The sequence below is a fragment of the Streptomyces endocoffeicus genome (assembly GCF_016741935.1).
In the GTDB taxonomy this organism is placed as follows: Bacteria; Actinomycetota; Actinomycetes; order Streptomycetales; family Streptomycetaceae; genus Streptomyces; species Streptomyces endocoffeicus.
In genome coordinates, this window is the sequence record NZ_JAERRG010000024.1 from 61,299 (window position 1) to 86,798 (window position 25,500).

General features: G+C 71.3%; 20 protein-coding genes. 13 read left to right on the forward strand and 7 right to left on the reverse strand.

The window, feature by feature from the left end; all coding sequences use genetic code 11:
* Nucleotides 1–66: 66 nt before the first annotated feature.
* A complete protein-coding gene (locus tag JK364_RS40340) occupies nt 67–2,211 on the forward strand; it encodes an amylo-alpha-1,6-glucosidase (RefSeq protein WP_201856395.1) in 2,145 nt (714 codons plus the stop codon).
* A 56-nt stretch (nt 2,212–2,267) separates the two neighbouring features.
* On the opposite strand, the gene JK364_RS40345 is transcribed toward JK364_RS40340, so the two are convergent.
* The gene (locus tag JK364_RS40345; protein WP_201856396.1) at nt 2,268–3,059 is read right to left on the reverse strand and encodes a class II aldolase/adducin family protein; all 792 of its coding nucleotides are present in this window, start codon (nt 3,057–3,059) and stop codon (nt 2,268–2,270) included.
* Between the two features lie 210 nt (nt 3,060–3,269).
* Between JK364_RS40345 and JK364_RS40350 the strand changes: the two genes are divergently transcribed.
* Nucleotides 3,270–4,472, forward strand: a complete 1,203-nt coding sequence (locus JK364_RS40350) for an IS110 family RNA-guided transposase (RefSeq protein ID WP_201856397.1) — start codon at nt 3,270–3,272, stop codon at nt 4,470–4,472.
* 108 nt (nt 4,473–4,580) lie between these two features.
* On the opposite strand, the gene JK364_RS40355 is transcribed toward JK364_RS40350, so the two are convergent.
* A complete protein-coding gene (locus JK364_RS40355) occupies nt 4,581–6,044 on the reverse strand; it encodes a sodium:solute symporter family protein (protein ID WP_201856398.1) in 1,464 nt (487 codons plus the stop codon).
* A 299-nt stretch (nt 6,045–6,343) separates the two neighbouring features.
* On the opposite strand from JK364_RS40355, the gene JK364_RS40360 reads away from it, so the two are divergent.
* The 5 genes from JK364_RS40360 to JK364_RS40375 all read left to right on the forward strand — a co-directional run bounded on the left by JK364_RS40360 (nt 6,344) and on the right by JK364_RS40375 (nt 13,467).
* Complete coding sequence (locus JK364_RS40360; protein WP_307841524.1) at nt 6,344–7,567, forward strand: PucR family transcriptional regulator ligand-binding domain-containing protein; 1,224 nt, start codon at nt 6,344–6,346, stop codon at nt 7,565–7,567.
* A 42-nt stretch (nt 7,568–7,609) separates the two neighbouring features.
* A complete protein-coding gene (locus JK364_RS57725) occupies nt 7,610–7,933 on the forward strand; it encodes a PucR family transcriptional regulator (RefSeq protein ID WP_307841525.1) in 324 nt (107 codons plus the stop codon).
* Nucleotides 7,934–8,143: 210 nt separating this feature from the next.
* Nucleotides 8,144–9,445, forward strand: a complete 1,302-nt coding sequence (locus tag JK364_RS40365) for a serine hydrolase domain-containing protein (RefSeq protein ID WP_201856399.1) — start codon at nt 8,144–8,146, stop codon at nt 9,443–9,445.
* Nucleotides 9,446–9,670: 225 nt separating this feature from the next.
* On the forward strand, nt 9,671–11,842 hold the full coding sequence (locus tag JK364_RS40370; protein WP_201856400.1) for a hypothetical protein: 2,172 nt from the start codon (nt 9,671–9,673) through the stop codon (nt 11,840–11,842).
* Nucleotides 11,843–11,847: 5 nt separating this feature from the next.
* Nucleotides 11,848–13,467, forward strand: coding sequence for a type 1 periplasmic-binding domain-containing protein (locus tag JK364_RS40375; protein ID WP_230993234.1), 1,620 nt, complete (start codon nt 11,848–11,850; stop codon nt 13,465–13,467).
* Between the two features lie 63 nt (nt 13,468–13,530).
* On the opposite strand, the gene JK364_RS40380 is transcribed toward JK364_RS40375, so the two are convergent.
* Both JK364_RS40380 and JK364_RS40385 read right to left on the reverse strand, forming a co-directional pair.
* Entirely contained in the window at nt 13,531–15,267 is a 1,737-nt protein-coding gene (locus JK364_RS40380) for a sensor histidine kinase (protein ID WP_307841534.1), read from the reverse strand.
* Between the two features lie 427 nt (nt 15,268–15,694).
* Nucleotides 15,695–16,900 carry a globin domain-containing protein gene (locus JK364_RS40385; protein ID WP_201856401.1) on the reverse strand — a complete coding sequence of 402 codons (1,206 nt, stop codon included), beginning with the start codon at nt 16,898–16,900 and terminating at the stop codon, nt 15,695–15,697.
* A 326-nt stretch (nt 16,901–17,226) separates the two neighbouring features.
* Between JK364_RS40385 and JK364_RS40390 the strand changes: the two genes are divergently transcribed.
* The 3 genes from JK364_RS40390 to JK364_RS40400 all read left to right on the forward strand — a co-directional run bounded on the left by JK364_RS40390 (nt 17,227) and on the right by JK364_RS40400 (nt 18,815).
* Nucleotides 17,227–17,721 (forward strand): hypothetical protein, encoded by a 495-nt coding sequence (locus JK364_RS40390; RefSeq protein ID WP_201856402.1) that lies wholly within the window; start codon nt 17,227–17,229, stop codon nt 17,719–17,721.
* Nucleotides 17,718–18,161: a pyridoxamine 5'-phosphate oxidase family protein gene (locus tag JK364_RS40395; RefSeq protein ID WP_201856403.1), complete on the forward strand. Its 444-nt coding sequence runs from the start codon at nt 17,718–17,720 to the stop codon at nt 18,159–18,161. The genes JK364_RS40390 and JK364_RS40395 overlap by 4 nt, the downstream gene beginning before the upstream one ends.
* Nucleotides 18,162–18,359: 198 nt before the next feature.
* Complete coding sequence (locus JK364_RS40400; protein WP_201856404.1) at nt 18,360–18,815, forward strand: cyclic nucleotide-binding domain-containing protein; 456 nt, start codon at nt 18,360–18,362, stop codon at nt 18,813–18,815.
* A gap of 19 nt (nt 18,816–18,834) precedes the next feature.
* Here the strand turns inward: JK364_RS40400 and JK364_RS40405 are convergent, their stop codons facing one another.
* Together JK364_RS40405 and JK364_RS40410 are read right to left on the reverse strand one after the other, a co-directional pair.
* Nucleotides 18,835–19,527, reverse strand: coding sequence for a response regulator (locus tag JK364_RS40405; protein WP_201856405.1), 693 nt, complete (start codon nt 19,525–19,527; stop codon nt 18,835–18,837).
* A gap of 167 nt (nt 19,528–19,694) precedes the next feature.
* On the reverse strand, nt 19,695–21,260 hold the full coding sequence (locus tag JK364_RS40410) for an MFS transporter (protein WP_201856406.1): 1,566 nt from the start codon (nt 21,258–21,260) through the stop codon (nt 19,695–19,697).
* A 128-nt stretch (nt 21,261–21,388) separates the two neighbouring features.
* Between JK364_RS40410 and JK364_RS40415 the strand changes: the two genes are divergently transcribed.
* The 3 genes from JK364_RS40415 to JK364_RS40425 all read left to right on the forward strand — a co-directional run bounded on the left by JK364_RS40415 (nt 21,389) and on the right by JK364_RS40425 (nt 24,673).
* On the forward strand, nt 21,389–22,345 hold the full coding sequence (locus tag JK364_RS40415) for a LysR substrate-binding domain-containing protein (RefSeq protein ID WP_201856407.1): 957 nt from the start codon (nt 21,389–21,391) through the stop codon (nt 22,343–22,345).
* Between the two features lie 299 nt (nt 22,346–22,644).
* Nucleotides 22,645–23,532, forward strand: a complete 888-nt coding sequence (locus JK364_RS40420) for a universal stress protein (protein WP_201856408.1) — start codon at nt 22,645–22,647, stop codon at nt 23,530–23,532.
* A gap of 265 nt (nt 23,533–23,797) precedes the next feature.
* The gene (locus JK364_RS40425) at nt 23,798–24,673 is read left to right on the forward strand and encodes a universal stress protein (RefSeq protein WP_201856409.1); all 876 of its coding nucleotides are present in this window, start codon (nt 23,798–23,800) and stop codon (nt 24,671–24,673) included.
* A gap of 213 nt (nt 24,674–24,886) precedes the next feature.
* Here JK364_RS40425 and JK364_RS40430 read toward each other — a convergent pair whose 3' ends face one another.
* Nucleotides 24,887–25,456, reverse strand: coding sequence for a hypothetical protein (locus JK364_RS40430; RefSeq protein ID WP_201856410.1), 570 nt, complete (start codon nt 25,454–25,456; stop codon nt 24,887–24,889).
* Between the last annotated feature and the right edge of the window lie 44 nt (nt 25,457–25,500).

Sequence of the window (25,500 nt, forward strand, 5' to 3'; positions counted from 1 at the left end):
TTGTCAGCGCTCTGAAGAGGCCGTTAATGTCATTGGATCGATCTAATGCTGAGAGGTTCTACTCCTTTGGACACCACTGTCAAGGCCCAGGACACCAACGGACCGGTCACGACCTCCACTTCGGCGGCGGCGGATCTGCAGCCGTTCCTGCACGACGCGGTCGTCACGCTCTACGCGCCGAGCTTTGCGGTCTCACGCGCGGATGGGCAGCTCGACGGGGGTGCGGACGGCTTCTACCACGGAGACGGCAGGGCGCTGTCCCATCTGACCGTCACGGTGGGGTCCATTGCCCTGGCGCCGGTCGGCGGCGGGCTCAGGGGAGCCGACCGGGCGGACTTCCGGGCGATCCTGCGGGGGCTCGGCGAGGTGACGCCCGACCCGGCGGTCGCCCTGAACCGCCGCCGGACCGTGGCCTCCGGGCGGTTGGAGGAGAGCTTCGAGGTCACCAACGCGGGCACCCAGCGGGTCGGCTTCCGGCTCACGGTCACGGCCGGCACGGACCTCGCCCCGATGGAGCGGGTGAAGTCGGGCCACGTCCTGGACCCGGTGCCGGCGCGGGCCGGGGGCGCGGAAGGCGCCGAGGGCGGCGGTCTGGTGTGGTCCCGCGACGGGTTCGCCGTACGCCTGGGCAGCGAGCCCGCGCCGGACGCCCTGGAGGCACCGGAGGGCCGGCTGTCGTACGACGTCGAACTGGACCCCGGCGCTTCATGGACGGTGACGCTGCGCTGCACGGCGGCGTACGCGGACGGCGACCAGTTCCCGGCCGCCCCGGCGGACGCCGTACCCTGGCGCGGCCCGGCCCTGCGCAGCGCGGACCGGCGCTTCGACCACTGGCTGGACCAGTCGGTCGCCGACGCGGACCGGCTGCGCCTGATGGACCCCCGGTCCGCGGAGGGCCGCACGGGCGGCGTCGATCAGTTCCTGGCGGCCGGAGCTCCGTGGTTTCTGACCCTCTTCGGCCGCGACTCGCTGTGGGCCGCCCGGATGCTGCTCCCGCTCGGCACCGAGCTCGCGGCCGGTACGCTGCGCACCCTCGCCCGCCGCCAGGGGGCGGTGGCCGACCCCGCCACGGAGGAGCAGCCGGGGAAGATCCTGCACGAAGTGCGGCGCTCCACCCAGAGCTTCACCGACACGTTCGCCGTCCCGCCGGTGTACTACGGCACGGTCGACGCGACCCCCCTGTGGATCACCCTGCTCCACGACGCCTGGCGCTGGGGCCTGGCCCCCGAGCAGGTGGAGCAGCTGCTGCCGCACACCGAGTCGGCGCTCGCGTGGATACGCGACCAGGCGGACGCGGCCGGCGACGGTTTCCTCAGGTACGTCGACCGGACCGGACGGGGCCTGGCCAACCAGGGCTGGAAGGACTCCGGCGACGCCATCCGCCATCGCGACGGCCGGCTCGCCGACCCGCCGATCGCGCTGTGCGAGGTGCAGGCGTACGCGTACGAGGCGGCGCGGGGCGGCGCGGCCCTGCTGCGCGCTTTCGGGCGGCCGGGGGCGGACGCCTGGGAGGAATGGGCGGACGGGCTCGCCACCCGCTTCCGGAAGCGCTTCTGGGTGGAGGACGCGCGGGGCCCGTACCCGGCGGTCGCGCTGGACCGCGACAGCCGGCCGGTGGACTCGGTCACCTCGGGCTTCGGCCACCTTCTCGGGACGGGCCTGCTGAACCAGGAGGAGAGCGCGGCGCTGGCGGCCCGGTTGACCGGCCCCGACCTCGACTCGGGCCACGGTCTGCGCACCCTGAGCAGCGATTCGGTGGGCTTCAATCCGTACGGCTACCACATTGGCTCCATCTGGCCGCACGACACCGCGATCGCCGTGCACGGCCTGGTCAGGGCCGGCTTCCCGGACGCGGCGGCGCCGCTGGCGGCGGGCCTGCTGACGGCGTCGGCGGGGTTCGCCGGCCGCCTGCCCGAGCTCTTCGCAGGGCACGGCGGAGCGGCGGGCCCGCACCCCGCCCCCTACCCCGCGTCCTGTCGCCCCCAGGCCTGGGCGGCCGCTTCCTCGGTCCTGGTGCTGCGCTCGGCCCTCGGCCTGGAGGCGGACGTCCCGGGCGGCACGGTCACCGTGGCCCCCGCCTTCGCCGGGGCGTACGCCCCGCTGACGGTGACGGGGCTCCAGGTCGGCGGGGCCCGGCTGGACATCGCGCTGGCGGCGGACGGAGCGGTGAGCGTGACGGCACCGGAGGGGCTGACGGTGGTCTCGGCCTGACGCGGCGCCCCGGTGCTTCGGCAGCAGCTCTACGAGCTGTGCGTGAACCCGAGGCTTCAGTCCTTGTAGTCGGGGGCGATGCGCTCGACCATCCGGAGCAGTGCCGCCCAGGCGAGGTCGTACGCCTTGTCGTCCTGGAGGTCGGAGCTGTCGTCCTCGCCGGCCAGTTGGCGTGCGGTGAGTTCGCAGATGTCGGGGTGGGGGGTGATGAGCTTCGCGCCGCCGGCCATGGCCGTGGTCTGGATCTCGCACGCCTTGTCCAGGTAGTACATGCGCAGGAATGCCTCGCCCGGGGTCTCGCCGACGGTCAGCAGACCGTGGTTGCGCAGGATCATCGCGGGGTGGTCGGCGAGGTCGGTGACCAGGCGGCGCTGTTCGGCGAGGTTGAGGGCGACGCCCTCGTAGTCGTGGTAGCCGACCCTGCCGTAGAACTCCATGGAGATCTGGTTGAGCGAGAGCAGACCGTCCTCCTGCGCGGCGACGGCGCAGCCCGCCTTGGTGTGGGTGTGCAGGACGCAGTGGGCGTCGGGGCGGGCGGCGTGGATGGCGCTGTGGATGACGAATCCGGCGGGGTTGACGGGGTGCGGGGTGTCCTCGACGGGCCGGCCGGAGAGGTCGACCTTGACCAGGTTCGACGCGGTGATCTCCTCGAAGAGCAGGCCGTACGGGTTGATCAGGAAGTGGTGCCCGGGTCCGGGGACGCGGGCGGAGATATGCGTGAAGATCAGGTCGGTCATCCGGAAGTGGGCCACCAGGCGGTAGACGGCGGCGAGTTCGCGGCGCAGGCGGTGTTCCTCGTCGGAAGTGGTCTGGGCGGTGTGATCGGTGCGGAGTGTCACTTCGGTCATGAGTGCTCCCTAAGAATGGTTGGCGGTCCGGGAGGACCGGGTGTGGCTGATGAGTGGTTGCCGTTGATGGCTCGGAAGGAATGGCCGCCCGGTCCTCCGGGACGCTCCGACCACTGATTGAGAACTGCGGTCATCGCTGGTTAGGGACCTGTCGGCGGAGTGTTCTGCGGGCCACGGAAGTGCTGGTCACGGTGGAACGGAGCGACGGGCTTGAGCACGCCTCACGCGCGGATATGGGTCGGCGTCGATGCCGGCAAGGGGCATCACTGGGCAGTGGCATTGGACGCCGACGGCGAGACGCTGTTCTCCACGAAGGTGATCAACGACGAAGCGCAGATCCTCACGCTGATCGAGACCGCCCGGGAACGGACCGGTGAGGTGCGGTGGGCGGTGGACATCTCTGGCCGATCTTCCACATTGCTGCTGGCTCTGCTGGTCGCACACGGCCAGCAGGTGGTCTACGTGCCCGGCCGCACGGTCAACCGCATGTCCGCGGCCTACAAGGGCGAGGGCAAGACCGACGCCAAAGACGCCCGAGTCATCGCCGACCAGGCCCGCATGCGGCGGGACTTCGCCCCGCTGGACACACCGCCGGAGCTGGTCTCCACCCTCCAGCTGCTGACCCACTACCGGGCCGACCTGATCACTGACCGGGTCCGGCTGATCAACCGGCTCCGTGACCTCCTGGTGGGCGTCTGCCCCGCCCTGGAGCGGGCCTTCGACTACTCCGCGGCCAAGGGCCCGGTCGTCATGCTGACCGAGTACCAGACCCCGGCCGCCCTCCGCCGGATCGGTGTGAAACGGCTGATGACCTGGCTGGAACGCCGCAAGGTCCGCGGCGCTGCCCAGGTCGCCGCCAGGGCGGTTGAGGCAGCTCAGACCCAGATGACCACCCTGCCCGGGGAGAAGCGGGCCGCCAGGATGATCGGCGATCTCGCCCACCAGCTCCTGGCCCTGGACGAACGAATCAAGGACAACGACCGGGAGATCCGCGAGATGTTCCGCACCGACGACCGGGCCGAGATCATCGAGTCCATGCCCGGCATGGGCCCGATCCTGGGCGCCGAGTTCGTCGCCATCGTCGGCGACCTGTCCGGCTACAAGGATGCCGGTCGTCTGGCCTCGCACGCCGGCCTGGCCCCGGTCGCCCGGGACTCCGGGCGCCGCACCGGCAACTACCACCGGCCCAAGCGCTACAACCGGCGCCTGCGGCACATCTTCTACATGGCCGCACAGACCGCCATGATGCGTTCCGGACCCTCCCGGGACTACTACCTCAGAAAGCGGTCCGAGGGTCTGCTGCACACCCAGGCCCTGCTCGCGCTGGCCCGTCGCCGGGTCGACGTTCTGTGGGCGATGCTGCGTGACGGGAGGCTGTTCACCTCCGCCCCGCCGGTCACACAGGCGGCTTGACAAGATCATTGAGATTCCTTCTGTCGTGGGCCTGATGGCCGGCGGGGCCCCGGGCCGGTTTGCCCGGGGGCTGTGTCGGTGAGTGAGCTGCCGACGCCGTCGGTCTGATCAGGCCGCGCTGAATTCGGGGGTGCTGGTGGGCTCGCCTGCCAGGCGGCGGCGCCATGCCGCGACGACGGCTTCTTCGGTCGGCTTGGTCGCGAGGCTGACGGCCACATAGGCGATGAGGCCGGCGAGCAGGCCGTAGTAGACCGGTTCGTTGGCGAGGAGTCCGTCGATCACCATAAAAGTGATCACTGTGGCGCCGCCCGCGATCATCGAGGCCATGGCGCCGGGCAGGTTTCCGCGCCTCCAGATCAGGCCGCCGAGGATGGGTACGAGCAGGCCGCCGACGAGCAGGTCGTAGGCGACGGTGAGGGCCTCGATGACGTCCCCGAGGAGGCAGGCGATGACCATGGAGGTCACGCCGAGGATCGCTATGGCCAGGCGGTTGGAGCCGATCTCGTCCTGGTCCGCCGGGCTGACGGGGGCCTCGTGGCGGCCGCGGTGACGCAGCCGGGCCCAGATGTCATTGGTGGCGACGGTCGCGGAGGCGATCAGGGCGCCGCTGGCGGTGGACATCATCGCGGACAGGGCGGCGGCCAGGACCAGGCCCTTGATTCCGGTGGGCAGGGAGTGCTTGACGATGGTGGCGAATGCCTCGTCGGCGCTGGCCAGGTTGGGGTAGAGCGCCTTGGTGGCCATGCCGATGAAGGCTCCGGCCAGGGCGTACACGAGACAGTAGACGCCGGCGACGGTGCCGCCCCAGGCGGCGACCTTGTCGGTGCGGGCGGTGAAGACCCGCTGCCAGATGTCCTGCCCGATGAGCATGCCGAAGGTGTAGATCAGTACGAAGGTGAAGATGGCCTGTCCGCCGATGGAGGTCGGGGAGAGGTAGCCGTGCGGAAGACGGTCGGCCATAGCGGCGAATCCGCCGGCCTTGGCCACCGCGATGGGCAGCAGCAGGACGAGCACGCCCAGGCTCTTGACCACGAACTGGACCATGTCGGTGAGCGTGATGGACCACATGCCGCCGAGCGCCGAGTAGCCGACGACGATCGTGCCGCCGATGACGACCGCGACCCAGCGCGGGACGTCGAACAGGACGTCAAAGACGCTGGCGTAGGCGATGGTGGAGGTCACGACCAGCATGAGTGTGTAGATCCACATGACGATGCCGGAGACGATGCCGGCGGCGTCGCCGTAGCGCAGGGAGAGCATCTCGGCGACGGTGTAGACCCGCAGCCGGGCGATCCGGGCGGAAAAGAAGATGCTCAGGGCCAGCAGCCCGAGTCCGATGGAGCAGACCATGGCGGCACCGGAGATGCCGTACGTGTAGCCCAGGCGTACACCGCCGATGGTGGAGGCGCCGCCCAGGACTACGGCGGCCATCGTGCCGGTGTACATGAGGGGGCCCAGGCGTCTTCCGGCGACCAGGAAGTCGCTCTTGGAAGCGGCGCGTTTCTTGCCCCACCAGCCCACGCCGACGATGCCCAGCAGATATCCGGCCATGATGAGGTAGTCGACGGTCATCAGGGTCCTCCGATTCACCGCGGCCGGCGCCTGATGCGCGAAGCCGTCAAAGGGGCTGAGGGGAAGGGCGCGGCCGCGCGCCAGGTGGGGAGGCCGGCGGCGCGGCGCCGAGGAGTGGAGAGAGGGAGGTAAGGGGGTGTGCACATGGGCAAGGGCCAGGGGTGGTGCCCTGCTGGTTACACGACCGTAGCTACCGGTCGTCCTGTTGCTGAAGTGCGGGTTCTATCCAATATGGAGTCATCCGTTGGATAAAACCGGCACTCCCGCGCAGTGCCACCGGGCTGGGAGGATGCCTCCTCATGACCGAGACCGAGCAGCCGTCCGTTCCCCTCAGCGTGTTGCTGGCCGACCCGGAACTGGGCCTGCGCCAGGTCGCCGGACCGGCCGAGGACCGCCGTATCAGCACGGTCGGCACCACGGAGATCGAGGACCCCACGCCCTACCTCTTCGGCGGCGAACTCCTCCTGACCGCGGGGGTTCGCCTCCCGCGCTCCGCGGACGGTATCGACACCTACCTGCGGCGCGTCGTCGCCGCCGGGGTGGCCGCGCTCGGGTTCGGTGTCGCCCCCGTACACGAGGAGGTTCCACCCGAACTCGCCGCGGCCTGTGACCGCCACGGGCTGCCGCTCCTGCGGCTGCCGCCGACCACACCGTTCGTGGCGGTCGGGCAGGCCACGTACGCCGCCATCGCCGAGGCCCGCAACCGTGAGCTGAGGGACATCTCCAAGGCTCAGTCGGCTCTCGCCTCCGCTGCCGCCCGTCCGGATGCGCTCCAGGCCGTGCTCACCCAGCTCAGCGCCCACACCAGGGCCTGGGCGGTGCTTTTCGACGCCCAGGGCAATGAGCTGTTCGGCGCCGGTCCTCGCCCCCCGGCTCCCGCACCGCAGCGCGTGCGCGACCTCGCCGTACACACCCTCGCGCGCACCAGCCGACGTCACGCGGCGCACCGACCAGTTCCTCCCGCGGCAGCGGCGGATCACCACGGAGGCATCCACCTGACCGTCCACACCCTGCCCGGCGCTGACGGCGCCACCACGCCGCTGGCCCTTGCCCAGGCCACCACCACGGACCCGACTCTGGTTCACCGCCATGTGACCAGTACGGCGACCGTCTTGCTGGCCCTGCTCACCAGCCCGCGGCATGCCCTGGGCACCGACACCCACAGCGTCGGCGCGCTGGTACGGCTGATGCTCGGGGCCACCCCCGCCCAGGTAGCACCCGCCCTGGCCCCCGCCGGCCGAACGAGCGGCGAGCACTGGATCGTGGTCCACGGACGGCACATCCCCGGACGCTCCACACCGGCACCGCCGACCGGTGACGATCCGGCCCAGCTCGCGACACTGGGCACCGCGCTGGGCACGCCGTACCTGTACATCGACGGCCCCAGTCTGAGAGCGCTGATCCCCGGCGCACCGGACACCCGGCCCAGCGCCCCCGCACAGGCCGCCGACCTGGGGTGGATCCTCGGCTTCAGCGCGCCCGTATCCGCCCCCGACCTGCCACCGGCCGACCGCCAGGCCTAGCGCGCCCTGCAGCGCGCGATCGCCGCCGATGCCCCCGCCGTCGTGCACTCCCCCGACCCGCTCAGCCTTGATGCGATCGTCGCGCCGGCCGACGCCCAAGAGCTCGCCCGGACCCGCTTCGCCCCGCTGGACCAGGCCGGCTCACCGGGCACCACGGTCCTCCTGGACACCCTGCGGACCTGGCTGAACCTGCACGGCAGCTGGGACCGCGCCGCGGCAGCCCTGCGGGTGCACCGCAACACCGTGCGCCACCGCCTCGCTCGGGTCGCCGAGCTCCTCGACGTCGACCTTCGGGATCCGGGCGTCCGCATGGAACTCTGGTTCGCCCTGCATTGGCTGCCCGACGAGCATCGCACGCACCCTTGACCGGCAGAACTCCCGCAGCCACACGTGGCGGACGCCGTCGACCCGCCGCTGGTCCGCACCGCCCGTAGGACACGGAGCCACAGCCTCAGCCGTTCGGGTGTGTGTACCACACATTGGTCCCGTGCCCCCTGTGTATGAACACTTGCTTCCGACATCCGCGAGCCGCATAGCAGATGAGGGATGCGACTCAAGAATGAGGAGAGAGCCACGATGACCTTCAGGCCCATCGGCAGCCACCACGTCCTGAGCCGCCGGTCCACACTCGCCGCGGCGGGGATCGCAGCCGTGAGCGCTCTCGGCGTGGATGGTGCCCAGGCGCGGTCGAGGCACACGCGCGCGTCCAGCCGCTCAAGCCTCACACCGGAGGCCGAGCCGATCGCCGAGAACCTCCTCGACACCACCCCGGAGAACCAGGCCGCGACCTATCGGCACGTCGACCGCCAACGGCTCGCGACCCGTGCCATCCACATGGACCCGGCCCGAACCACCCCGCTCCCGCGCAACGGAACCTCACTGAGCGACGTGCGCTACACCTACCAGGGGACCAGTCGCACCGTCGAACGCTTCGTCGCCGAGAACCGGATCGCCGGTCTCCTGGTGCTCAAGGACGGCGTCATCGCCCACGAGCAGTACGCGATGGGCAACACCGAAACGACGCGGTGGACGTCGATGTCCATTGCCAAGTCCGTCACCTCCACCCTGATCGGCGCGGCCCTGGCCGACGGCGCGATCGGCGGACTCGACGACCCGGTCCTGCGGTACGTCCCCGAGCTGAAGGGCAGCGCCTACCAGGACAACACGATCCGCCAGTTGCTCCAGATGAGCTCGGGCGTCAAATGGATCGAAGCCGGCGCGAACGACCCCTACGGCGACAACGACATCGCGCGCATGTTCAAAGGGATATACGGCAAGCAGCCAGGCGCGGTCATGGAACTCATGCGGACCCGCCCGCGGGCGGCGGCACCCGGCAGCGTCTTCAACTATTCCACCGGCGAGGCCTACGTGCTCTCGGCCGTCGTCGCCAACGCGACGGGGAAGACGGCGAGCCGCTACCTGTCGGAAAGGATCTGGCGCCCCCTCGGAATGGAAGCCGACGCGTACTGGATACTCGACGCGCCCGGGGGCCGGGAGATGGGTGGCAGCTGCATCCAGGCGACACTGCGCGACTACGGCCGCTTCGGGCAGTTCATCCTGACCGGCGGCGACGGAGTCGTGCCGAGGGGATGGCGGAACCAGGCGGGCCGACCCGAGTCCAGGCTCACCGGCTACGGGCGCCTGTACGAGGGATCCCCGTACGGCTACGGCTACCTGTGGTGGGCCATCCCGCCCGGGGTCGCCGGTGCGCGCGGCCGTGTCCCCACCTTCGTAGGGCTCGGGCACGGCGGGCAGAAGCTCTACATCAACCCCGCGGAAGGCGTCGTGGCCGTGCTGTGGAGCGCTCTGCGGCCCGGGGTCGACGTGGATCCGGAGCTCTTCGCGCTCCTCGGCTCCGTGGTCCACGCACTGCGATGACAAGTGCCGCGGCCCTCCAGAGGTCTTCCCCCGCGAGAGCCCTCGAACCCGCCGACCGCGAGCGTCGTGCCGTCCGGAATATGCCGCCACGGCCGATCCGTCAACTCCCCTCCAGGGATTTATCATTGTCCACAAAGATCGGTCGAACTTTCCACTAATCTTCCTGACTCATCAGCGCCAGCCGCCCGATCCCGGGCGGGAGAGCACTCCACGGGGGAGGAGTCCGTGCATGAGGACTTGGGATTCGAGAAGCTGCTCAGCGAGGACGGTTTCTTCGCGTATCTGCTCGGGCGGTCGCCGTCGGGCGCCGGCCGCGATCCGCTGTACGGCCCCGACCTCCCGGTGGTGCTGCTCACCGGTGGGCCCGGCATGGGCAAGGGACGGCTGTTGCACGCCGTGCAGGATCATTTCGCGACCAAGGTACCGGTAGTCCGTCTGGACTGCGGCTCGCCGGTGTACGCGCACCGGGCGGGACCGGAGCCGGGCGCCCGCTCGGCCGCGACCGAGGCCCTGGTCGAGATGGCCCGGCGGCTGTGCACCTGGCAGGGTACGGGCGGCTCGTTCGCCTTCCCCCGGCTCTTCGCGGGCCTGGCGGTGATCGCGACCGGCGCCGCGGAAGGTACCCCCGCGGCGGTCGCGACGGAAGTCGAACGGTACGAGGAGCTGCCCCAGAAGCGGCGCCTGCCCGGCCTGAGGACGGGGGACTTCTGGAAGGGCGTGATCTCCGGATCCCTCCAGAACTTACTGACGGCCATGGCCGGGCAAGCGCTCGACCCGTACTCCGCGGCAGTGGGCAACGCGCTGCTGGAAGCCCTCTTCCAGTCCTTGGCGCCCCGGGGCAGGGTGGAACTGGAGCGAATCTACGGCGGCTATCCCGGCGCGGCCGGCCAGCCCATGCATGGGCTGAGCAATCTGGCCACCGACTTCCAGGCCCGCGGCGAGGCACGGGAGCTGGCGGAGGACTTCCTCTTCCGGGCGCTGCGCGAGGATCTGGAGGCGGCGTACGCCTCGGCGTCCGGCTGGCTGCGTCGGGTGGGCCGCCCGGCGTTACTGCTGGACCACGCCGAGTCGTCGCTGGGGGAACGGCTGCTGCGCGCCGTACTCACCGACCGCCGGAGCGGGCAGCGCGACCGCGTAGTGATCGTGGGCACGGCGCGCCGGGCGGACGGCGGCGCCTTCCTGCACGGCGGCCTGCCGCCGGAGGAGGTGGTGTCCCCGGCGGAGTTCCGTCCCTCTGACTGCGGCCCGCCCGAGTGGTCCCGGCGCCTGGGCGGAGGGTCGGAACGGGCTCCGCTGGCCGACGGGGTGCTACTGCTGCGGATGCCCTTCCTCACTGGGGACCAGCTGCGTCGGGAGACCGAGCGCAGACAGACGCGCGGGGAGCCGGAAGGCGGCGCGAACCGCCGTCGCATCGACGCTGCCGTGGCGCGGCTGAGCGGCGGCCGGCCGCACACGGTGATCCGGCTGGCCGACGCCGCCGCCGCCTTCCGGATGTCGGCGGACGCCAACGACCGGGACCTGCTGGAGGCCCCGCTGCGGCTCCCCGGCGACAGCGCCCCCGAGCGGCCGGTGGCGGACGTGCTGCTCCAGGAACTGCTCATGGACCAGTTGCCGGTGGGGCTGCCGACCGAGCACCGCGGCGAGTGGCTGGATCTGCTCACCCATCTGTCGGTGGCACACGACGAGGAGTGCGCCGATGTCCTGCTGCGGCATCATCAGTCGGGCCATGTGAACCGCCTCACCGCGCACCAGGTGTCGAAGCTGCTCACCGACACCGGATGGCCCAGCTGCGAACGGCACTTCGTGGGGGACTTCGGGCTGCGCCAGATGCTGGTGCACCGGCTGTACGGGCTGCGCCCCGACGGCGCCGCTTGGTACGCCGACCACCACCTCCTGCGAGACCATTACGCGGAACGGGCGGCGGACGGGAGACCGCCGGACAGCGGGGCGTTCAGTTCGGTCATCGCACACCGCATGAACCACCATCTGGTGTCCGGCGGTACGGACGATGTGGCCGACCATCTGGCCGCCACGCTGCCCGGGCGCCCCCAGGAGTGGTGCGCGGAGCTGCTGGAAATCGCCCAGGCACCGTATCCGCCGGGCGGCGCGGACGCCCGGCGGGAGCGCGCCCAGGGCCTGGTGACGTCGGAGGGACCCGCGCTGCGCCGCACCGCCGACCAGCTGCTGCACGCGGTGTGGCTGTGCGAGGAACGGACCAGGCCGACCGGGCAGGAGACGGCCCGCACACTGGCCAAGCTGCTGGAGCTTCTCTCGATCATGGAGTTCGACGGGGCCGGGCAGCTCGGCAAGGTGGCCACCTACTGGAGCGGACTGGCGGCGAACGAGCAACCACTGCTGCGCTGCGCCTGCACCGAACAACTGGGGCGAAGGGGGTAACGGGGATGCCCAGATGGAAGAAGTTCCTCTATGTATTGCTGGCCGCGGGGGCGGTCACGGTGTGTGTTTGGCTCGTGCTGTACTTCATCCAGAAGCCGGACACCTGCGCCGACGGGGTCGAGCGGACCGGCGGCGAGTGCGTCGGCGTCAATGGCGCGGGCTACGATTTCGGCACGCCGGAGATTCATGACGTCTCCCGGGCCATCGCACGCGAGAACAAGAGGATCGACGGCCAGCCGCATGTCACCGTGGCGGTGATGCTGCCACTCCAGTCGGACAGGGTCGCGTTGCGCCGGCAGATGCTCAGCGACCTCCAAGGGGCGTATCTGGGGCAGCGGCAGGCGAACGAGGGCGAGGGCGAACCGCCGAGGATCCGGCTGGTGCTGGCCAACCCCGGACGGGCGTACAAGCAGCAGAAGAAGGTCGTGGACACCCTGCTGCGGATGGCCGACTCGTCCAAGGACCGGCTACGCGCGGTCACGGGCTTCAACCTCAGCCTCGATGACACGCGAGAGGCGGTCAAGCGGCTGACGAAGCACAAGGTCCCGGTCCTCGCCTCGCGGATCAGCGGGGACGAGATCGCGAACGAGGACCGGACGGACGGGACGGCCGAGCTGCCGTTCCCCGGCCTGGCCCGGTTGATCCCCACCAACCACGACGCGGCCCAGGCACTGGCCAACTTCAGCGGCGAACGGGGCCGGGAGAACCAGCGGACGGTGCTGGTCTACGACAAGCGCAGCGACGCCTACAACGAGTCGCTGGCGAAGGCGTTCAGCGGCATCGACGAGAAGGGCCCGCCCGGTCCCGCCGCGATGCCCTTCGAGTCCCCGGCCATCGACGAGCCCGGCTCGACCGGCAACCAGTTCACCCAGACGGCCAACAACATATGCGACTCCGGTGCCAGCACCATCTACTTCGCGGGCCGCACGATGCACCTGCGGATCTTCGCGCTCAAGCTCGCCCAGGTGGACTGCCAGAACCGGCACTACACGATCGTCAGCGGCTCCGACGCGGCCTCGCTGCGGCAGGACATGACAGAGAAGGACTGGCAACAGCTGCGCGGCGCGGACGGCAAGGCGAAGGTGACGGTGCAGTACGCCGCCCCCGCGCACCCGGACGCCTGGAGTACCGGGCTGGCCGACTGGAAGCGGGAGTGGCGAGCCCACCACCACCGCGAGCCCACCAAGGCGGAACTCCCCCAGTACCTCACCGAGCCGAAGGCAGCCCTGGACACCCTGAAGAAACGCATCGAGACAACACGCGAGCAGGGCATCGACCTCGGCTCCGCCCCGAACCTGGAGGACTCCCGGACGATGCTCGTGTACGACGGCCTCATCACCATCGGAAAGGCGCTCCACCAGGCGCAGGAGGGAGGCGCCGGGGCGGTGCCCGGCCGTGCGGACGTCGGCGCTCAGTGGTCGCTGCTCCAGTCCCGGCACCGGGTGCGCGGTACGAGCGGCCTGATCTGCCTGACCAGCAGCGGGAACGCATACGACAAACCGGTCGCGGTGGTCCAGCTGGATCCGGGCCGGGGAGGCCGCGGCAAGCTGAAGTTCGTCGGTCTGGGCTGGCCCACCGGCCGGGAACAGCCGAAGAACTGTGTGATTCCCAGCCGCGTTCCCTGAACAGCGCGGCGCGCCGCTCGCCGCTCGCCGCTCGTCGGCCGTCGGCCGTCGGCCGTCGGGATGTCATGGGGCGGCGTGCAGCGGTGCGGCCCATTCCACGACGGTGCCGCCCGGCTCGTTCGGGCGGAGGGAGAAGGAGCCGCCCAGTTCCTCGGCGCGCTGCTGGAGGTTGGCCAGTCCGCTTCGGCGGGTGACGGCCGGGTCGAGGCCGTGGCCGTTGTCCGCCACCTTCAACCGCAGCGCCGTGTCGGTGACGTCCACGCTGACGTCGACGGCGGTGGCCTGGGCGTGCCGGGCCGCGTTGGACAGGGCCTCGCCGGCCACGGCCAGCATGTGCTCGGCGTGACCGGCGGGGACGTTGGTGTCCAGCAGGCCGGTCATGCGCAGCGCGGGTGCGAAGCCCAGGGCTTCGGCGGCCCTCTCCATGGCCGCCACCAGCCGGGCTCGCAGCCCTTCGCTCCGGGACCGTTCCTGCTCGCCGAGCGAGTAGATGGTGGAGCGGATGACCTTGATGGTGTCGTCCAGGTCGTCCACCACCCGCTGGACCCGCGCACCCACCTGCGGCCTGTCGGCGAGCCGGCCGAGCGTGGACTGCAAGGTCAGCGCCCCGGCGAATAACCGCTGGATGACGAGGTCGTGCAGATCGCGGGCGATCCGGTCGCGGTCGTTGAGGACCAGCATGCGATCGGCGTCCTGCCGGTGCTCGGCGACCTCGAGCGCCAGCGCCGCCTGGTTGCCGTACCCGATCACCATGTCGATGACGGCGTCGGTGAGGACCGGGCCGCCCGGCACGTTGGCCACCTGCAGCACGCCCCGCACATGGTCGCGGGTACCGAGGGGGACGAGGAACGCGGGGCCCAGCTCCACGACGGCGGCGCTGCCACCGCTGGCGCGCGGATCGGCACTGACCGCGTCGCTGGTGATGGTCTCCCCGGAGGCGAAGACCTTCGCGGCCAGCGTGGCGGCACCCAGGAGCAGACCGCGCGCATCCTCCGCGCGCGTTCCGGAGGCGGCCTCGATGACCAGCTCGCCGCTGTCGCCGACCGGGATGGCCAGGGTGACCAGGTCCGCGCCGGCCATCTCCCGCAGGGTGGCGGTGAAGGACTCCAGGACCGCGGTGGGTTCGGTTCCGGACAGCAGACTGCGGGTCAGCTCGTTGCTCGCCGCCAGCCACCGCTGCCGACGGCGGGCGTCGTCGTACAGCCGGGCGTTGTCGATCGCCACACCGGCCGCCGCGGCCAGGGTGCGCAGCACCGCCTCGTCGTCGGCGTCGAACTCCGCGGCGCCCTGCTTGCCGGTCAAGTACAGGTTGCCGAAGACCTGCTCGCGCACCATGATCGGGGTGCCGAGGAAGCTGGACATCGGCGGATGCCCGGACGGGAAACCCACGGAAGAGGGATGCCGCGCCAGGTTGGCCAGGCGCAGCGGCTCCGGGTGGCGGATCAGCAGTCCCAAGATGCCCTCACCGCGCGGGTAGTGACCGATTCCCGCGATGGTCTCCTCGTCGATGCCGACGGTGAGGAACTGCTTGATCGTGCCTTCCTCGCCCAGCACGCCGAGCGCCCCGTACTCCGCGTCGACCAGGCTGACGGCCGACTCCACGATGCGCTGCAGCACCACCTCCAGCTCCAAGTCGGAGCCGATCGCGAGCACCGCGTCGAGCAGCGTGTGGACGCGGTCGCGTGCCGACCGCACCTGCGCCACCTGCTGTTGCAGACCCTCCAGCAGCTCATCCAGCCGCAACTGGGGCAAGACCCCGGACCCCGCGGTATCGCGGGGCTCCTGACCGCACTCGTCCACCACGGTTGCTCCCCATTCCCCTCACGCCGACCTCACCAGAATGCCCGAGGCGTGGACGCGGATCGACGGCACCCCGGGGAGCGGTTCGGCGGCGGGTGCACACGCGATTCCGGCACCGGGCGCGTGCCGTTGACCGATCGAGGGTGCCGGGGTGGAGGGAGGCAGGAACTGTCAGGTCACGGGAACGGCTCCGGGATACGGGTACCGACGCGGGCGCTCGGTGCGGTCGTACACGGGATACCTCCGGATCGGTCGGCAACCAGCGTCCGGCATCGGGCGGTCCCGGCGCGGCGGCCAATGGGCCCATCGACAGGGGCCAAGTGTCCCTCGTCCGCATCGGGTGGGAGCTGGGCCGGTTGAGGGCGGTCGGCGCCCGGGACCGGCTGGTCCGTGGGGCATGCTTCCTGCCGCCCGGCGGTCCTGCGTCTCAGCCCTCGGCGTGGGCCAGCCACAGGTCGGGGCCGAAGACCTCGTAGCGGATGCGGCGTGCGGGGATACCCGCCTGGAGCAGTTGGGCGCGGACGGCGCGCATGAAGGGGAGCGAGCCGCACAGGTACACGTCGGCGTCGGCGGGCAGGTCCAGCCCGTCGAGGTCCATCAGGCCCGTGCGCGCACCGGCTTCCTCGGCCGCGTCCCGTTCGTACCAGAACTCCGCTCGCGCCGCGGGCAGCTGGGCCACGAGACGACGGGTGTCGGCGCGCAGGGCGTGGTCGGCCGGGGCGTGGTCGGCGTGCAGGACACGGACCGGACGGGCCGAACCGGTGGCGGCGAGGTGTTCGAGCATGGCGACCATGGGGGTGCAGCCGATGCCGGCGGACACCAGCACGAGCGGGGTGTCGGTGTCATCGAGGACCACGTCTCCGAACGGGGCCGACAGGATGAGTTCGGCGCCGGTACGGACGGTGCGGTGCAGTTGGCTGGACACCTCGCCCTCGGGGGCGCCTGCCGCGCTCGCCGCCCGCTTGACGGTGATGCGCCGCAGCCGGTCGCCGGGGGCGTTGGACAGGCTGTACTGGCGGGTCTGGTGGATTCCGTCGGGCATGAGCACCCGGACGCTGACGTACTGACCGGCGCGGGCGGCGGGCAGTGGGCCGTCATCGGCCGGGCGCAACAGGAAGGAGACCACGTCCGGGGTCTCCTCCCGCCGCTCCACGACGGTCCACCGCCGCCACGGGCGCCGCGGGTCGGCCTGGGCTTCCTGGTAGAGGCGGGCCTCCTGGGCGATGAGGGCACCGGCCATCAGCCAGTACACCTCGTCCCAGGCGGAGGCCACCTCCGCGGTGACGGCCTCGCCCAGCACATCGCCGAGGGCGCGGAAGAGGTATATGTGGACGATGGTGTACTGGTCCTCGGTGACGCCGAGCGCGGCGTGCTTGTGGGCGATCCGGGACAGCAGCGCGTCGGGACGGGTGCCGGGGCCGGCCAGCAGCGCCTGGGCAAAGGCCGCGATCGATCCCGCCAGCGCCTTGCGCTGCTCGCCGCTGGCCTGGTTGCCGCGGTTGAACAGTCCGTCCAGCAGCTCGGGCCGCTCGGAGAACATGGTGCCGTAGAAACGCGCCGTGATCTCGTCCAGGGCCTCGCTCACAGCGGGCAGGGTGGCGCGAACGACAGCGGCCGACTCAAGTGAAAGCATGGCTCTCCTCCGCAGTGCGGGCACATGGGGGACGGCGCTCACCGCCGCAACCGGGGTCCGTCGTGTGGATCGCACCGGTACATCGATCGTGCCGGTGGCACCGCGATCCCGAGTAGGGCCGAACTTCCTTGCTACCAGGGCCCGTCGGGTCGAATGGGTATGAGGCTCGTCACGCGCGGACCGACGGAAACCAGAGTGACGTCGGCTTCCCCCTCCGCAAGGACCGACCGGCCCTTTCCTCGTTCCGCTCGGCTCTGGCGCGCCGCGCCCGAGCCCGGAGACGATCAAGCAGACCAGTGGGCGGTGAGGAGAAAGGACAGTCGGGAATGATCGCTGTCGTAGGGCATCCCGATCTCAGCACGTCGACGCTCGTGCTGGTGGAGGAGGAACTGCGGGCGCGGCTGGTCGAGTTCGCCCGGGCGGGCAGAGCCGGTCTGGTCCGCGCCGGAAAGGGGTTGCCGACGGCGTTCGGGAGGGCCGCCCGTAAGGCCGGGCTGGCCCTGGTGACGGTCCTGCCGTCGCGGAACGGCGTGCCCACGCAGTTGGCCGAGCTCGACCGCGGGGCCGCCGGCGAACTGCTGCTGTCGGAGCGGGTGCGGCTGGTGGAGTACGACCCCGTCGACCGCGGCTCGTGCGTGACCGCGGACGAGAGCTTGCTGCGCCACTGCGCCCGCGTGCTCGCGGTATGGGACGGCTCGCCGTCCAACGGCCGGGACGTCACAGCGCATCTGGTGGCCTACGCGCGCAGTCACGGGGTCGACGTCGAGGTGATCTGGCCGCGGGGGGCCAGGCACGGAACCGTTTGCCGGGAACCGTCATGACCGTTCAGCCTCTTCCCCCCGTTCCGGGCACCCGTATGGTCGAGCTGGACCGGAAGGAATCCATCACGCTGCTGACGGGCGTGTCCATGGGGCGGGTGGGCTTCACCCACCAGGCGCTCCCGGTGATCCGGCCGGTCAACCACCTCGTGAACGACGACGGCGACATCGTCATCCGCACCCACGCCGGTGCCGCGCTCCTGGCCACCGCATCGGCGTCCGAGGTGGTGGTGTACGAGGCCGACCAGATCGACGGGGCCACGCACACCGGCTGGAGCGTGATGGTCACCGGCACCGCGAGCCGCGTCACGGATCCGCGGGCACTCTCCCGCTACCGCACCGAGCTGACGCCCTGGATCAACACGGAGATGGAGCACGTGGTCCGCATCCGTGCCGAGTTCGTGACCGGCTACCGGCTGGAGACGACGGCATCGCACCGGTAGCACGGCGCCATAAGCCATTGCTCCGCGCGGGTTCGCCGACGTCATCGGGGCGTGGCCGACGTCATCGGGGCGTGGCGAGACCGAGCCCGCCACGGGGTCGGGTGGCCCGCCGTACGGACCGGACGGCCCCTCGTCCGGACCCGGCCGCTGCCACACGCTGGAGGCGACAGATCGCAGACCCCGTCCGGGAGGCAGGTCATGAACACCCCCACCATGCTGCGCGCGCTGCCCGCCGATCACCGGCAACGGCTCATGCACATCCCCCGGGAAGTGTCCTTCCCTGCGGGAACGCGCCTCTTCGACGAAGGTGCCCGCGCGGACCGGTTCTGGATCCTCCGCACCGGCTCGGTCGAGCTCGACACGCGGGTGCCCGGTCGGCGTACCGCCGCCATAGAGACTCTGGGTGCAGGCGAACTCCTCGGCTGGTCCTGGCTGTTCGCACCGCATGTGTGGCATCTGGGTGCCACCGCGACGACACCCGTGCGGGCCTACGAATTCGACGCCACCGCTGTCCGCTCCATGTGCGGTGACGACCCGGATCTCGGCCGGGCCGTCACCCAGTGGGTCGGCGAGGTGCTCGCCCACCGCCTGCGTTCCGCCAGGACCCGGCTGCTGGACCTCAACGCACCGTACGGCGCCGGCGGCGCCGTCTGAGCGGGCGAGATCTCGGTCTTCAGCGCCCTTCCCGCCGCCGTCGGCCCTGGGCCTGGGTGGCGATGACCGCGGCCTGGATACGGCGTTCCACGCCAAGCTTGGCCAGCAGACGGGAGATGTGGTTCTTCACCGTCTTCTCGGCCAGGTACAGCCGCTGACCGATCTGGCGGTTGGTCAGCCCCTCCCCGACCAGAGCCAGGATCTCGCGCTCCCGTTGCGTCAGGCCGGGCAGAGCGTCGGGCCGCTCCTGCCGCTGACCGCCGCGCAGCCGGGCCATCAGTCTGGTGGCGGCGCTCGGGTCGAGCAGGGACTGGCCGTCGGCCATGGTGCGTACCGCGGACACCAGGTCCGAGCCCTGGATCTGCTTCAGGACGTACCCGGAGGCGCCCGCCATGATCGAGTCCAGCAGGGCCTCCTCCTCATCGAAGGAGGTCAGCATCAGGCAGGCGAGTTCGGGCATGCGCGAGCGCAACTCCCGGCACACGGACACGCCGTCACCGTCGGGCAGGCGAACGTCGAGAATGGCCACCCGCGGTCGCAGCGCGGGCACGCGGACCAGGGCCTGTCGCACCGTCCCGGCCTCACCGACCACGCTGATGTCCGGCTCGTCGTCGAGCAGATCGCGCACACCACGCCGTACCACCTCGTGGTCGTCCAGCAGAAAGACCCGGATGGGGTTGCCGGGGCCGGGCCGTTCGCTGTCCGCCGCCATGGATTGCTCCCTGTAGGTTCCGCGTTCCGTCGATGCCCGATCGCGTCGGGATCGGGCACCGAACCGAGATCTTTCGCGCATTCGGGCCGAAGTACCAGGGCCGGTCGGCCCCATTCCGCCTACGCCGCCGGGCCGGGCACGGTGTGGCAAAGGCGTCGGGGCCGGTGTCAGTCCGTGGCCGGGAAGCGGCGCGGTGCCAGGAACAGCAGGACCAGGAACGCCAGCGCCGCCGCGCAGCCCGCGCCCAGGTACACGGTGCGGACGGCGTCCGAGACGGCCCGCCGGGCCACCTCCGGCGCGGTCCCGGCGTGGAGCGCCCGGGTCACCGAATCGAGGTCGCCCATGCCCACGAGCCGCGCTGCCAGCACCCCGTTGACGATCGCGCCGAAAACCGACGCGCCGATCGTCTGGCCGGTCTGGCGGCAGAAGAGAACGGAGGCGGTGGCCGTACCCCGCTCCGACCAGCCCACCGTCGACTGGACGCCGACCATGAGCGGGAGCTGGAACAGTCCGAGCGCGGCGCCCAGCAGCAGCATCAGGACCGTTGGCTGCCAGGCCTGGCCCGGGTACGGCAGGAGGGGGAAGGCGAACAGGAGCAGTGTGGCCGCGCCGATGCCGAGCATCGCGGTGTTGCGGATGCCGATGCGCCGGTAGACGTGCTGGCTGAAGGAAGCCGAGACGGGCCAGCTGAGCGTCCACACGGACAGGACGAATCCGGCGGCCACCGGTCCCAGGCCCAGAACCGACTGGGCGTACGTCGGGAGGAAGAGGCTCGGGGCCACCGTCACCAGGCCCAGCGCTCCGAGGGCGAGGTTGACGGCGGCGATGGGGCGCCGACGCCACACCCAACCGGGCATGATGGGCTCGCGAGCCCGCCGTTCGACGACGACCACGAGCGCGGCGAGCGCGAGTCCGGTGGTGAACAGGGCGAGCGAGGGGACCGACAGCCACGGCCAGGCCACCCCGCCCTGGACCAGCGCGCTGAGCAGCACTCCCCCGCAGGCGAAGACCGCGCACGCACCCGCCCAGTCGATGGGCGGCCGGTCGGCCGGCCGGTGGTCGGGCTCGTGGAGGTGGCGGACGACGAGCCACAGCACCACCACGCCGACCGGCAGGTTGACCAGGAAGATCCAGCGCCAGTCGGCGTACGCGGCGAGGACGCCGCCGAGAGCCGGGCCGGCGATCGCCGACACCGCCCAGACCGAGGAGAGTCGTGCCTGGATCTTGGGCCGCTCCGCCAGGGGGTAGAGGTCGGCGGCGAGCGTCTGCACCGTGGCCTGGAGGGCACCGCCGCCGAGTCCTTGTACGACGCGGAAGGCGATCAGCGCCACCATGTTCCAGGCAGTGGCGCACAGCAGGGAGCCGAGCAGGAAAATGGCCGCGCCCACGATGAGCACTGGTTTGCGACCGAAGATGTCCGACAACTTGCCGTAGACGGGCAGGGAGACCGTCACGGCGAGCAGATAGCCGGAGAACAGCCATGAGAACGCGGAGAAGCCGCTGAGGTCGCCGACGATCTGCGGAACGGCGGTGGAGACGACGGTGGAGTCGAGCGCCGCCAGCGCCATGGCCAGCATGAGAGCGACGACGACGGCACCCCGCTTCCTGGGCGGGGCGTGCTCCGTCGCCTGGTCACGTACCGCGGGCTGGGTGCTGCCCGTCCCGGGGTCTTCTGGGGTGAGTGGTGTCGGCCCGGTGTGGGGATGCCCGCGTCCGTCGGCCGCCCTGGTCATCGCGGAGTGCCTCCTTCATTGGCTGGGTCTGCGTTTCCATCGTTGTGACCCCCGCATCAATTTAGGAAGCGAATTGATACAATAATTCTCATTGTGAATCGTGATAAGACTGCTTAACATCGGGGCCCATGGTCTTTCCTCCAGAGCAAGTGCGAACATTTCTCGCGGTGGCACAGTCGTTGAGCTTCACTCAGGCCGCGGCGGCGCTGGGCCTCGGGCAACCCACGGTGAGCCAGCACATTCGCAAGCTGGAGCAGGCAGTGGGGCGGCCGTTGCTGGTCCGGGACACTCGCAGCGTGGTGTTGACCGTCGATGGGGAAGCCATGGTCGGCTTCGCCCGTTCCATCCTCGCCGCACACGCCCAGGCAGCGGACTACTTCACCGGCACAGGGGTGCGAGGCCGGTTGCGCTTCGGAGTGACCGACGATCTCGCATTGACCCAAGTGCCGCGGATCCTGCGGGATTTCCGGCACCTCAACCCCGGTGTCACCTTGGACCTCACCGTCTCCCAAGGGGTACATCTGCAACGCAGAGTGGAATCCGGCCACGTCGACGTCGCCTTCGTCAAGACGAACGCCGGAGACGGGCGAGGCCGGCTGGTGCGCCGGGACCGGCTGGTCTGGGCGGCGGCCGAGGGAACCGGCCTGCGGTGGGATGAGGAACGGCCGGTGCCACTCGTCGTGTACCAAGCCCCCAGTCCCAGCCGGGACCTGGCCGTGCAAGCACTGGAGCAGGCGGGCATCAGGCACCGCGTGGTCTGCACGGCGCGCGGGGTCAACGCCGTCCTCGCCGCCACCCGCGCCGGGCTCGGCCTCGGGATCTTTGTCCGCAGCCTCCTGCCGAGCGATCTGATCGAGCTCCCCGGCAGCGTGGGCCTGCCCGAACTCGGCGAACTCGACCTCGTCCTGATGACCAACCCGCACGCCCCCGCCGAACCTGTGGAGGCATTGACCACCGCCATCCTCGCGCACACCGACCGCATCCGCTCCATCCACGGCACCCGCCGCTGGCCGGCCGAGCCGGGGCGTACGGGAGCGGCGGGAACCCGCCCGGAGAGAACGGGCACGCGGCCGGGCTCGTCATGAGTCCGGCCGCGTCCTTCGCCCGGTGTTTGAGCTGGGCGTCCGACAGCCGCGCGGTGAGCGCCGATCCACCCATGCCCTGCCCGGCAGCCTCGTCGCACCACAGATCGGCCTCGGATACGCCCCCCACCGGCCGGTCCTGCTCGTCGAGCACGGGCACGAAGGTGAGGCGTCCCGTGCCCCGCCCGACCACGCGCGGGCGGTATGGGGCCGGTCGGCCTCGCTCAGGGGACCTGGGGCCCATCCCGCCGCCCCCTCCCCCACGAGAGGGTGGGAGCGCGTCCCGGAAGGAGGTCCGCACCATGCCCCGTACCGTCACCGTCGGCCTGGACGGTTCACCCGAGAGCCTCGCCGCGGCGGACTGGGCGGCCCGCGAGGCCCAGCGCCGCGAACTGCCGCTGAGCCTCGTCCACGCCCTGGACTGGCACTCGTTCACCTACGCGCCACTCACCGGAGTCGAGTCGCTGACCCGATGGGCCGAGCGCCTGCCGAGCGACACCGCGGCGCGGCTGCGACGCGACCACCCGGGCTTACGGATCGTCCATGAGCAGGTCGCCCGCGAACCGGTACCGTCGCTGCTGGCGGCCGCCGAGAACTCCGAGTTGCTGGTTCTCGGCTCACGGGGCTTGAGCAGGGTCACCGGGATTCTGGTCGGCTCCGTGGCGCTGTCGATCGTGGCCCGGGCAGAGCTGCCCGTCGTCCTGGTACGGACCGGCGGGGGCGGCCGGGGCGACCACCGGACCGGCCCGGCCGTCACCGCCTCTCGGGCCCGCGCGCGCCGCGATGTCGTACTGGGGCTCGACCTTCGGCGGCCCGCCGCCCCGGTGCTGGAGTTCGCGTTCGACGCCGCCGCCCGCCGGGCGGCGGCACTGCGTGTCATCCACGGTTGGGGCCCGCCCTCGGCCTCCGGCTACCCGGTCCCCTTCGGCACCGGAAAGTCCGCTCAGGTCGCGAGCGAGCTGACCGACGTACTCCGCCCGTGGCGGGCGAAGTTCCCCGGCGTCGAGGTGAGCGAGCAGACCGTGGTCGGCAGCCCCGCGGGGCACCTGGTGGACGCATCGGCCTATGCCGCCCTGGTGGTCGTCGGCCGCTTCGCCCACGGCCCGCGGCCCGGCCCGCGCGTCGGTCCGGTCACCCACTCCGTACTGCACCACTCCTCCGCGCCGGTGGCGGTGATCGCGCACGGCTGACCCCCGTCGGGAGGCAGCCGCGCAGCCGACGCCTTTCCTGGCCGTCCTTCGCAGGGAGCCCGTCCATGCACAGAACCATGCCGCACACCGTCCTCGCCTCCGCCCCGCCGACGCCGGCTCCGAGCACACTGCGGACGCGGGTGCGGCTCGCTGGGGCGCCGGGGAGCACCCCGCCTACGCCCATCCGCCCGACGACCGTCGAGCGATGGATCTCCCAGGCGCGGAACAACCGCTGCATACCCCTTCACCCGCGGAGGTACCTGTGATGCTTCGCCCCGTCGTCGCCGGGCTCGACGGCTCCCCCGAGAGTTTCACCGCGGCCAACTGGGCGGCCCGCGAGGCCCAGCGCCGCCAACTGCCGCTGAGCCTGGTGCACGCCTGGCTCTGGCAGGCCGGCGATCTGCCCGCTCCGGACAGCGAGGACACCGTGGGGCACTGGGCGCAGCGCATCCTGCGCGACGGCGAGAAGGAACTGAGCGGTCGCTACCCGGACCTTCCGCTCACCGCCGAGCAGGTACCCACCACGGCCGTCACAGCGCTGCTGGAGCGGGCGGAGGGCGCCGAGATGCTGGTGCTCGGCTCGCGCGGGCTCAGCGCCCTCACCGGCTTCCTGCTCGGCTCCGTCGGCCAGCAGGTACTCGCCCGGGCGACGTGCCCGGTGGTGATGGTGCGGGCGAACGAACGGTCCGCCGCCGAGCGACCGGGCGACGAGGTCGTCGTCGCGCTCCAGAACCTGCCGGAGGCCCCCGGGCCGCTGCTGGACTTCGCCTTCGCCGCGGCTTCCGCACGCAGGACGACATTGCGTGCCGTACACGTCCGCAAACTGCCTGCGTCCGACTACGGGTACGGCCTCGCCGCAGGACCCGTCGGCTACCTCGACGGCGACCCGGAGGCCCGGGTGAACCTGGAACTGGAAACGGCTCTGGAACCGTGGCGGAAGAAGTACCCGCGGGTCACGGTGGAACGCACGATCGATCTCGCGTTCGTGGCCGGGGCCGTGCTGCGGGCCACCGCCGAGGCCGGACTCCTGGTGGTCGGCCGCCGGACACACCGTTCCGCCCTGGGGACACATATCGGCCCCGTCACGCACGCGGTGCTCCACCACTCCACCGTTCCGGTGACCGTCGTACCGCACGGCTGAAAGCCGGCTCCCCGCGCCCGGCCGGGGCTGCCCGTCGTCACCGGCGAGGTGACGATCGTCAAGGCGGCCGCCGCCCAGTCGAGCGCCCCTGGTCGGCCACGTCCGCCCTCCTGGCGGGTCGATCGCACCGGCCCGGTTCCGGGACCGTGGCGAGGGCCCGCTCCGGGCCCTCGCCACGTCCACGCGCTCGGTCTCATCGACGGTCCCGAACCTCTACGGTCGGATCGACCCCGTCGGCGCTTTGCCACGGCGCACGGCGTGTCCCCGGGCCGCGTCGACGATGGCGAGGACGAGGAACAGGCTGACGACGCCCGCCGCGGTCAACGCCGCAGCAGCCGTGCGGCCCGGGTTCGCCGGCCCCGTCCACAGGACCGCGACAGCCACCGCGGTCGCCACGATGAGTCCGGGCAGCAGCCATACCAGGAAAGCGCGGCACCGCGAGGAGGCGGACCGGACCGGGGTCCCGTATCCCCAGGCCGCCCAGTGTCTCTCGGTCTCCCGGAGTTCGCGTGCTCGGTGAACACGGGACCCGGCGGCCAGCGCCGTGGTCACGGCCGCGCCCGCCGCGGCCACGACACCGATGACAGACCAGGACACCGGGGTGAGAAGCAGCGGCGCGAGAAGCGCGACCGTGCCCCAGACGGTGAGGCATCCGGCCGCGGCGATCCGGCGGGACAGCGGTCGGTCGTCTCGGGCCCGTATGTCCGCCACCGCGGGCAGGGACCAGACGCACCCACCGACGCAGGACACCGCGGCAGCCAGCGCGAGGACGGCATGGGACATGGCGCTCTCCTCCATCGAACACCTGGACATCGGCAGGGGCGTCG

What these genes read in the sequence shown, in the direction of transcription:
- JK364_RS40345 (WP_201856396.1), bottom strand. Translation starts at nt 3,059, where the DNA reads ATGACCGAAGTGACACTCCGCACCGATCACACCGCCCAGACCACTTCC.
- JK364_RS40355 (WP_201856398.1), bottom strand. Translation starts at nt 6,044, where the DNA reads ATGACCGTCGACTACCTCATCATGGCCGGATATCTGCTGGGCATCGTC.
- JK364_RS40360 (WP_307841524.1), top strand. Translation starts at nt 6,344, where the DNA reads ATGACCGAGACCGAGCAGCCGTCCGTTCCCCTCAGCGTGTTGCTGGCC.
- JK364_RS40365 (WP_201856399.1), top strand. Translation starts at nt 8,144, where the DNA reads ATGACCTTCAGGCCCATCGGCAGCCACCACGTCCTGAGCCGCCGGTCC.
- JK364_RS40375 (WP_230993234.1), top strand. Translation starts at nt 11,848, where the DNA reads ATGCCCAGATGGAAGAAGTTCCTCTATGTATTGCTGGCCGCGGGGGCG.
- JK364_RS40385 (WP_201856401.1), bottom strand. Translation starts at nt 16,900, where the DNA reads ATGCTTTCACTTGAGTCGGCCGCTGTCGTTCGCGCCACCCTGCCCGCT.
- JK364_RS40390 (WP_201856402.1), top strand. Translation starts at nt 17,227, where the DNA reads ATGATCGCTGTCGTAGGGCATCCCGATCTCAGCACGTCGACGCTCGTG.
- JK364_RS40395 (WP_201856403.1), top strand. Translation starts at nt 17,718, where the DNA reads ATGACCGTTCAGCCTCTTCCCCCCGTTCCGGGCACCCGTATGGTCGAG.
- JK364_RS40400 (WP_201856404.1), top strand. Translation starts at nt 18,360, where the DNA reads ATGAACACCCCCACCATGCTGCGCGCGCTGCCCGCCGATCACCGGCAA.
- JK364_RS40405 (WP_201856405.1), bottom strand. Translation starts at nt 19,527, where the DNA reads ATGGCGGCGGACAGCGAACGGCCCGGCCCCGGCAACCCCATCCGGGTC.
- JK364_RS40410 (WP_201856406.1), bottom strand. Translation starts at nt 21,260, where the DNA reads ATGACCAGGGCGGCCGACGGACGCGGGCATCCCCACACCGGGCCGACA.
- JK364_RS40415 (WP_201856407.1), top strand. Translation starts at nt 21,389, where the DNA reads ATGGTCTTTCCTCCAGAGCAAGTGCGAACATTTCTCGCGGTGGCACAG.
- JK364_RS40420 (WP_201856408.1), top strand. Translation starts at nt 22,645, where the DNA reads ATGCCCCGTACCGTCACCGTCGGCCTGGACGGTTCACCCGAGAGCCTC.
- JK364_RS40425 (WP_201856409.1), top strand. Translation starts at nt 23,798, where the DNA reads ATGCTTCGCCCCGTCGTCGCCGGGCTCGACGGCTCCCCCGAGAGTTTC.
- JK364_RS40430 (WP_201856410.1), bottom strand. Translation starts at nt 25,456, where the DNA reads ATGTCCCATGCCGTCCTCGCGCTGGCTGCCGCGGTGTCCTGCGTCGGT.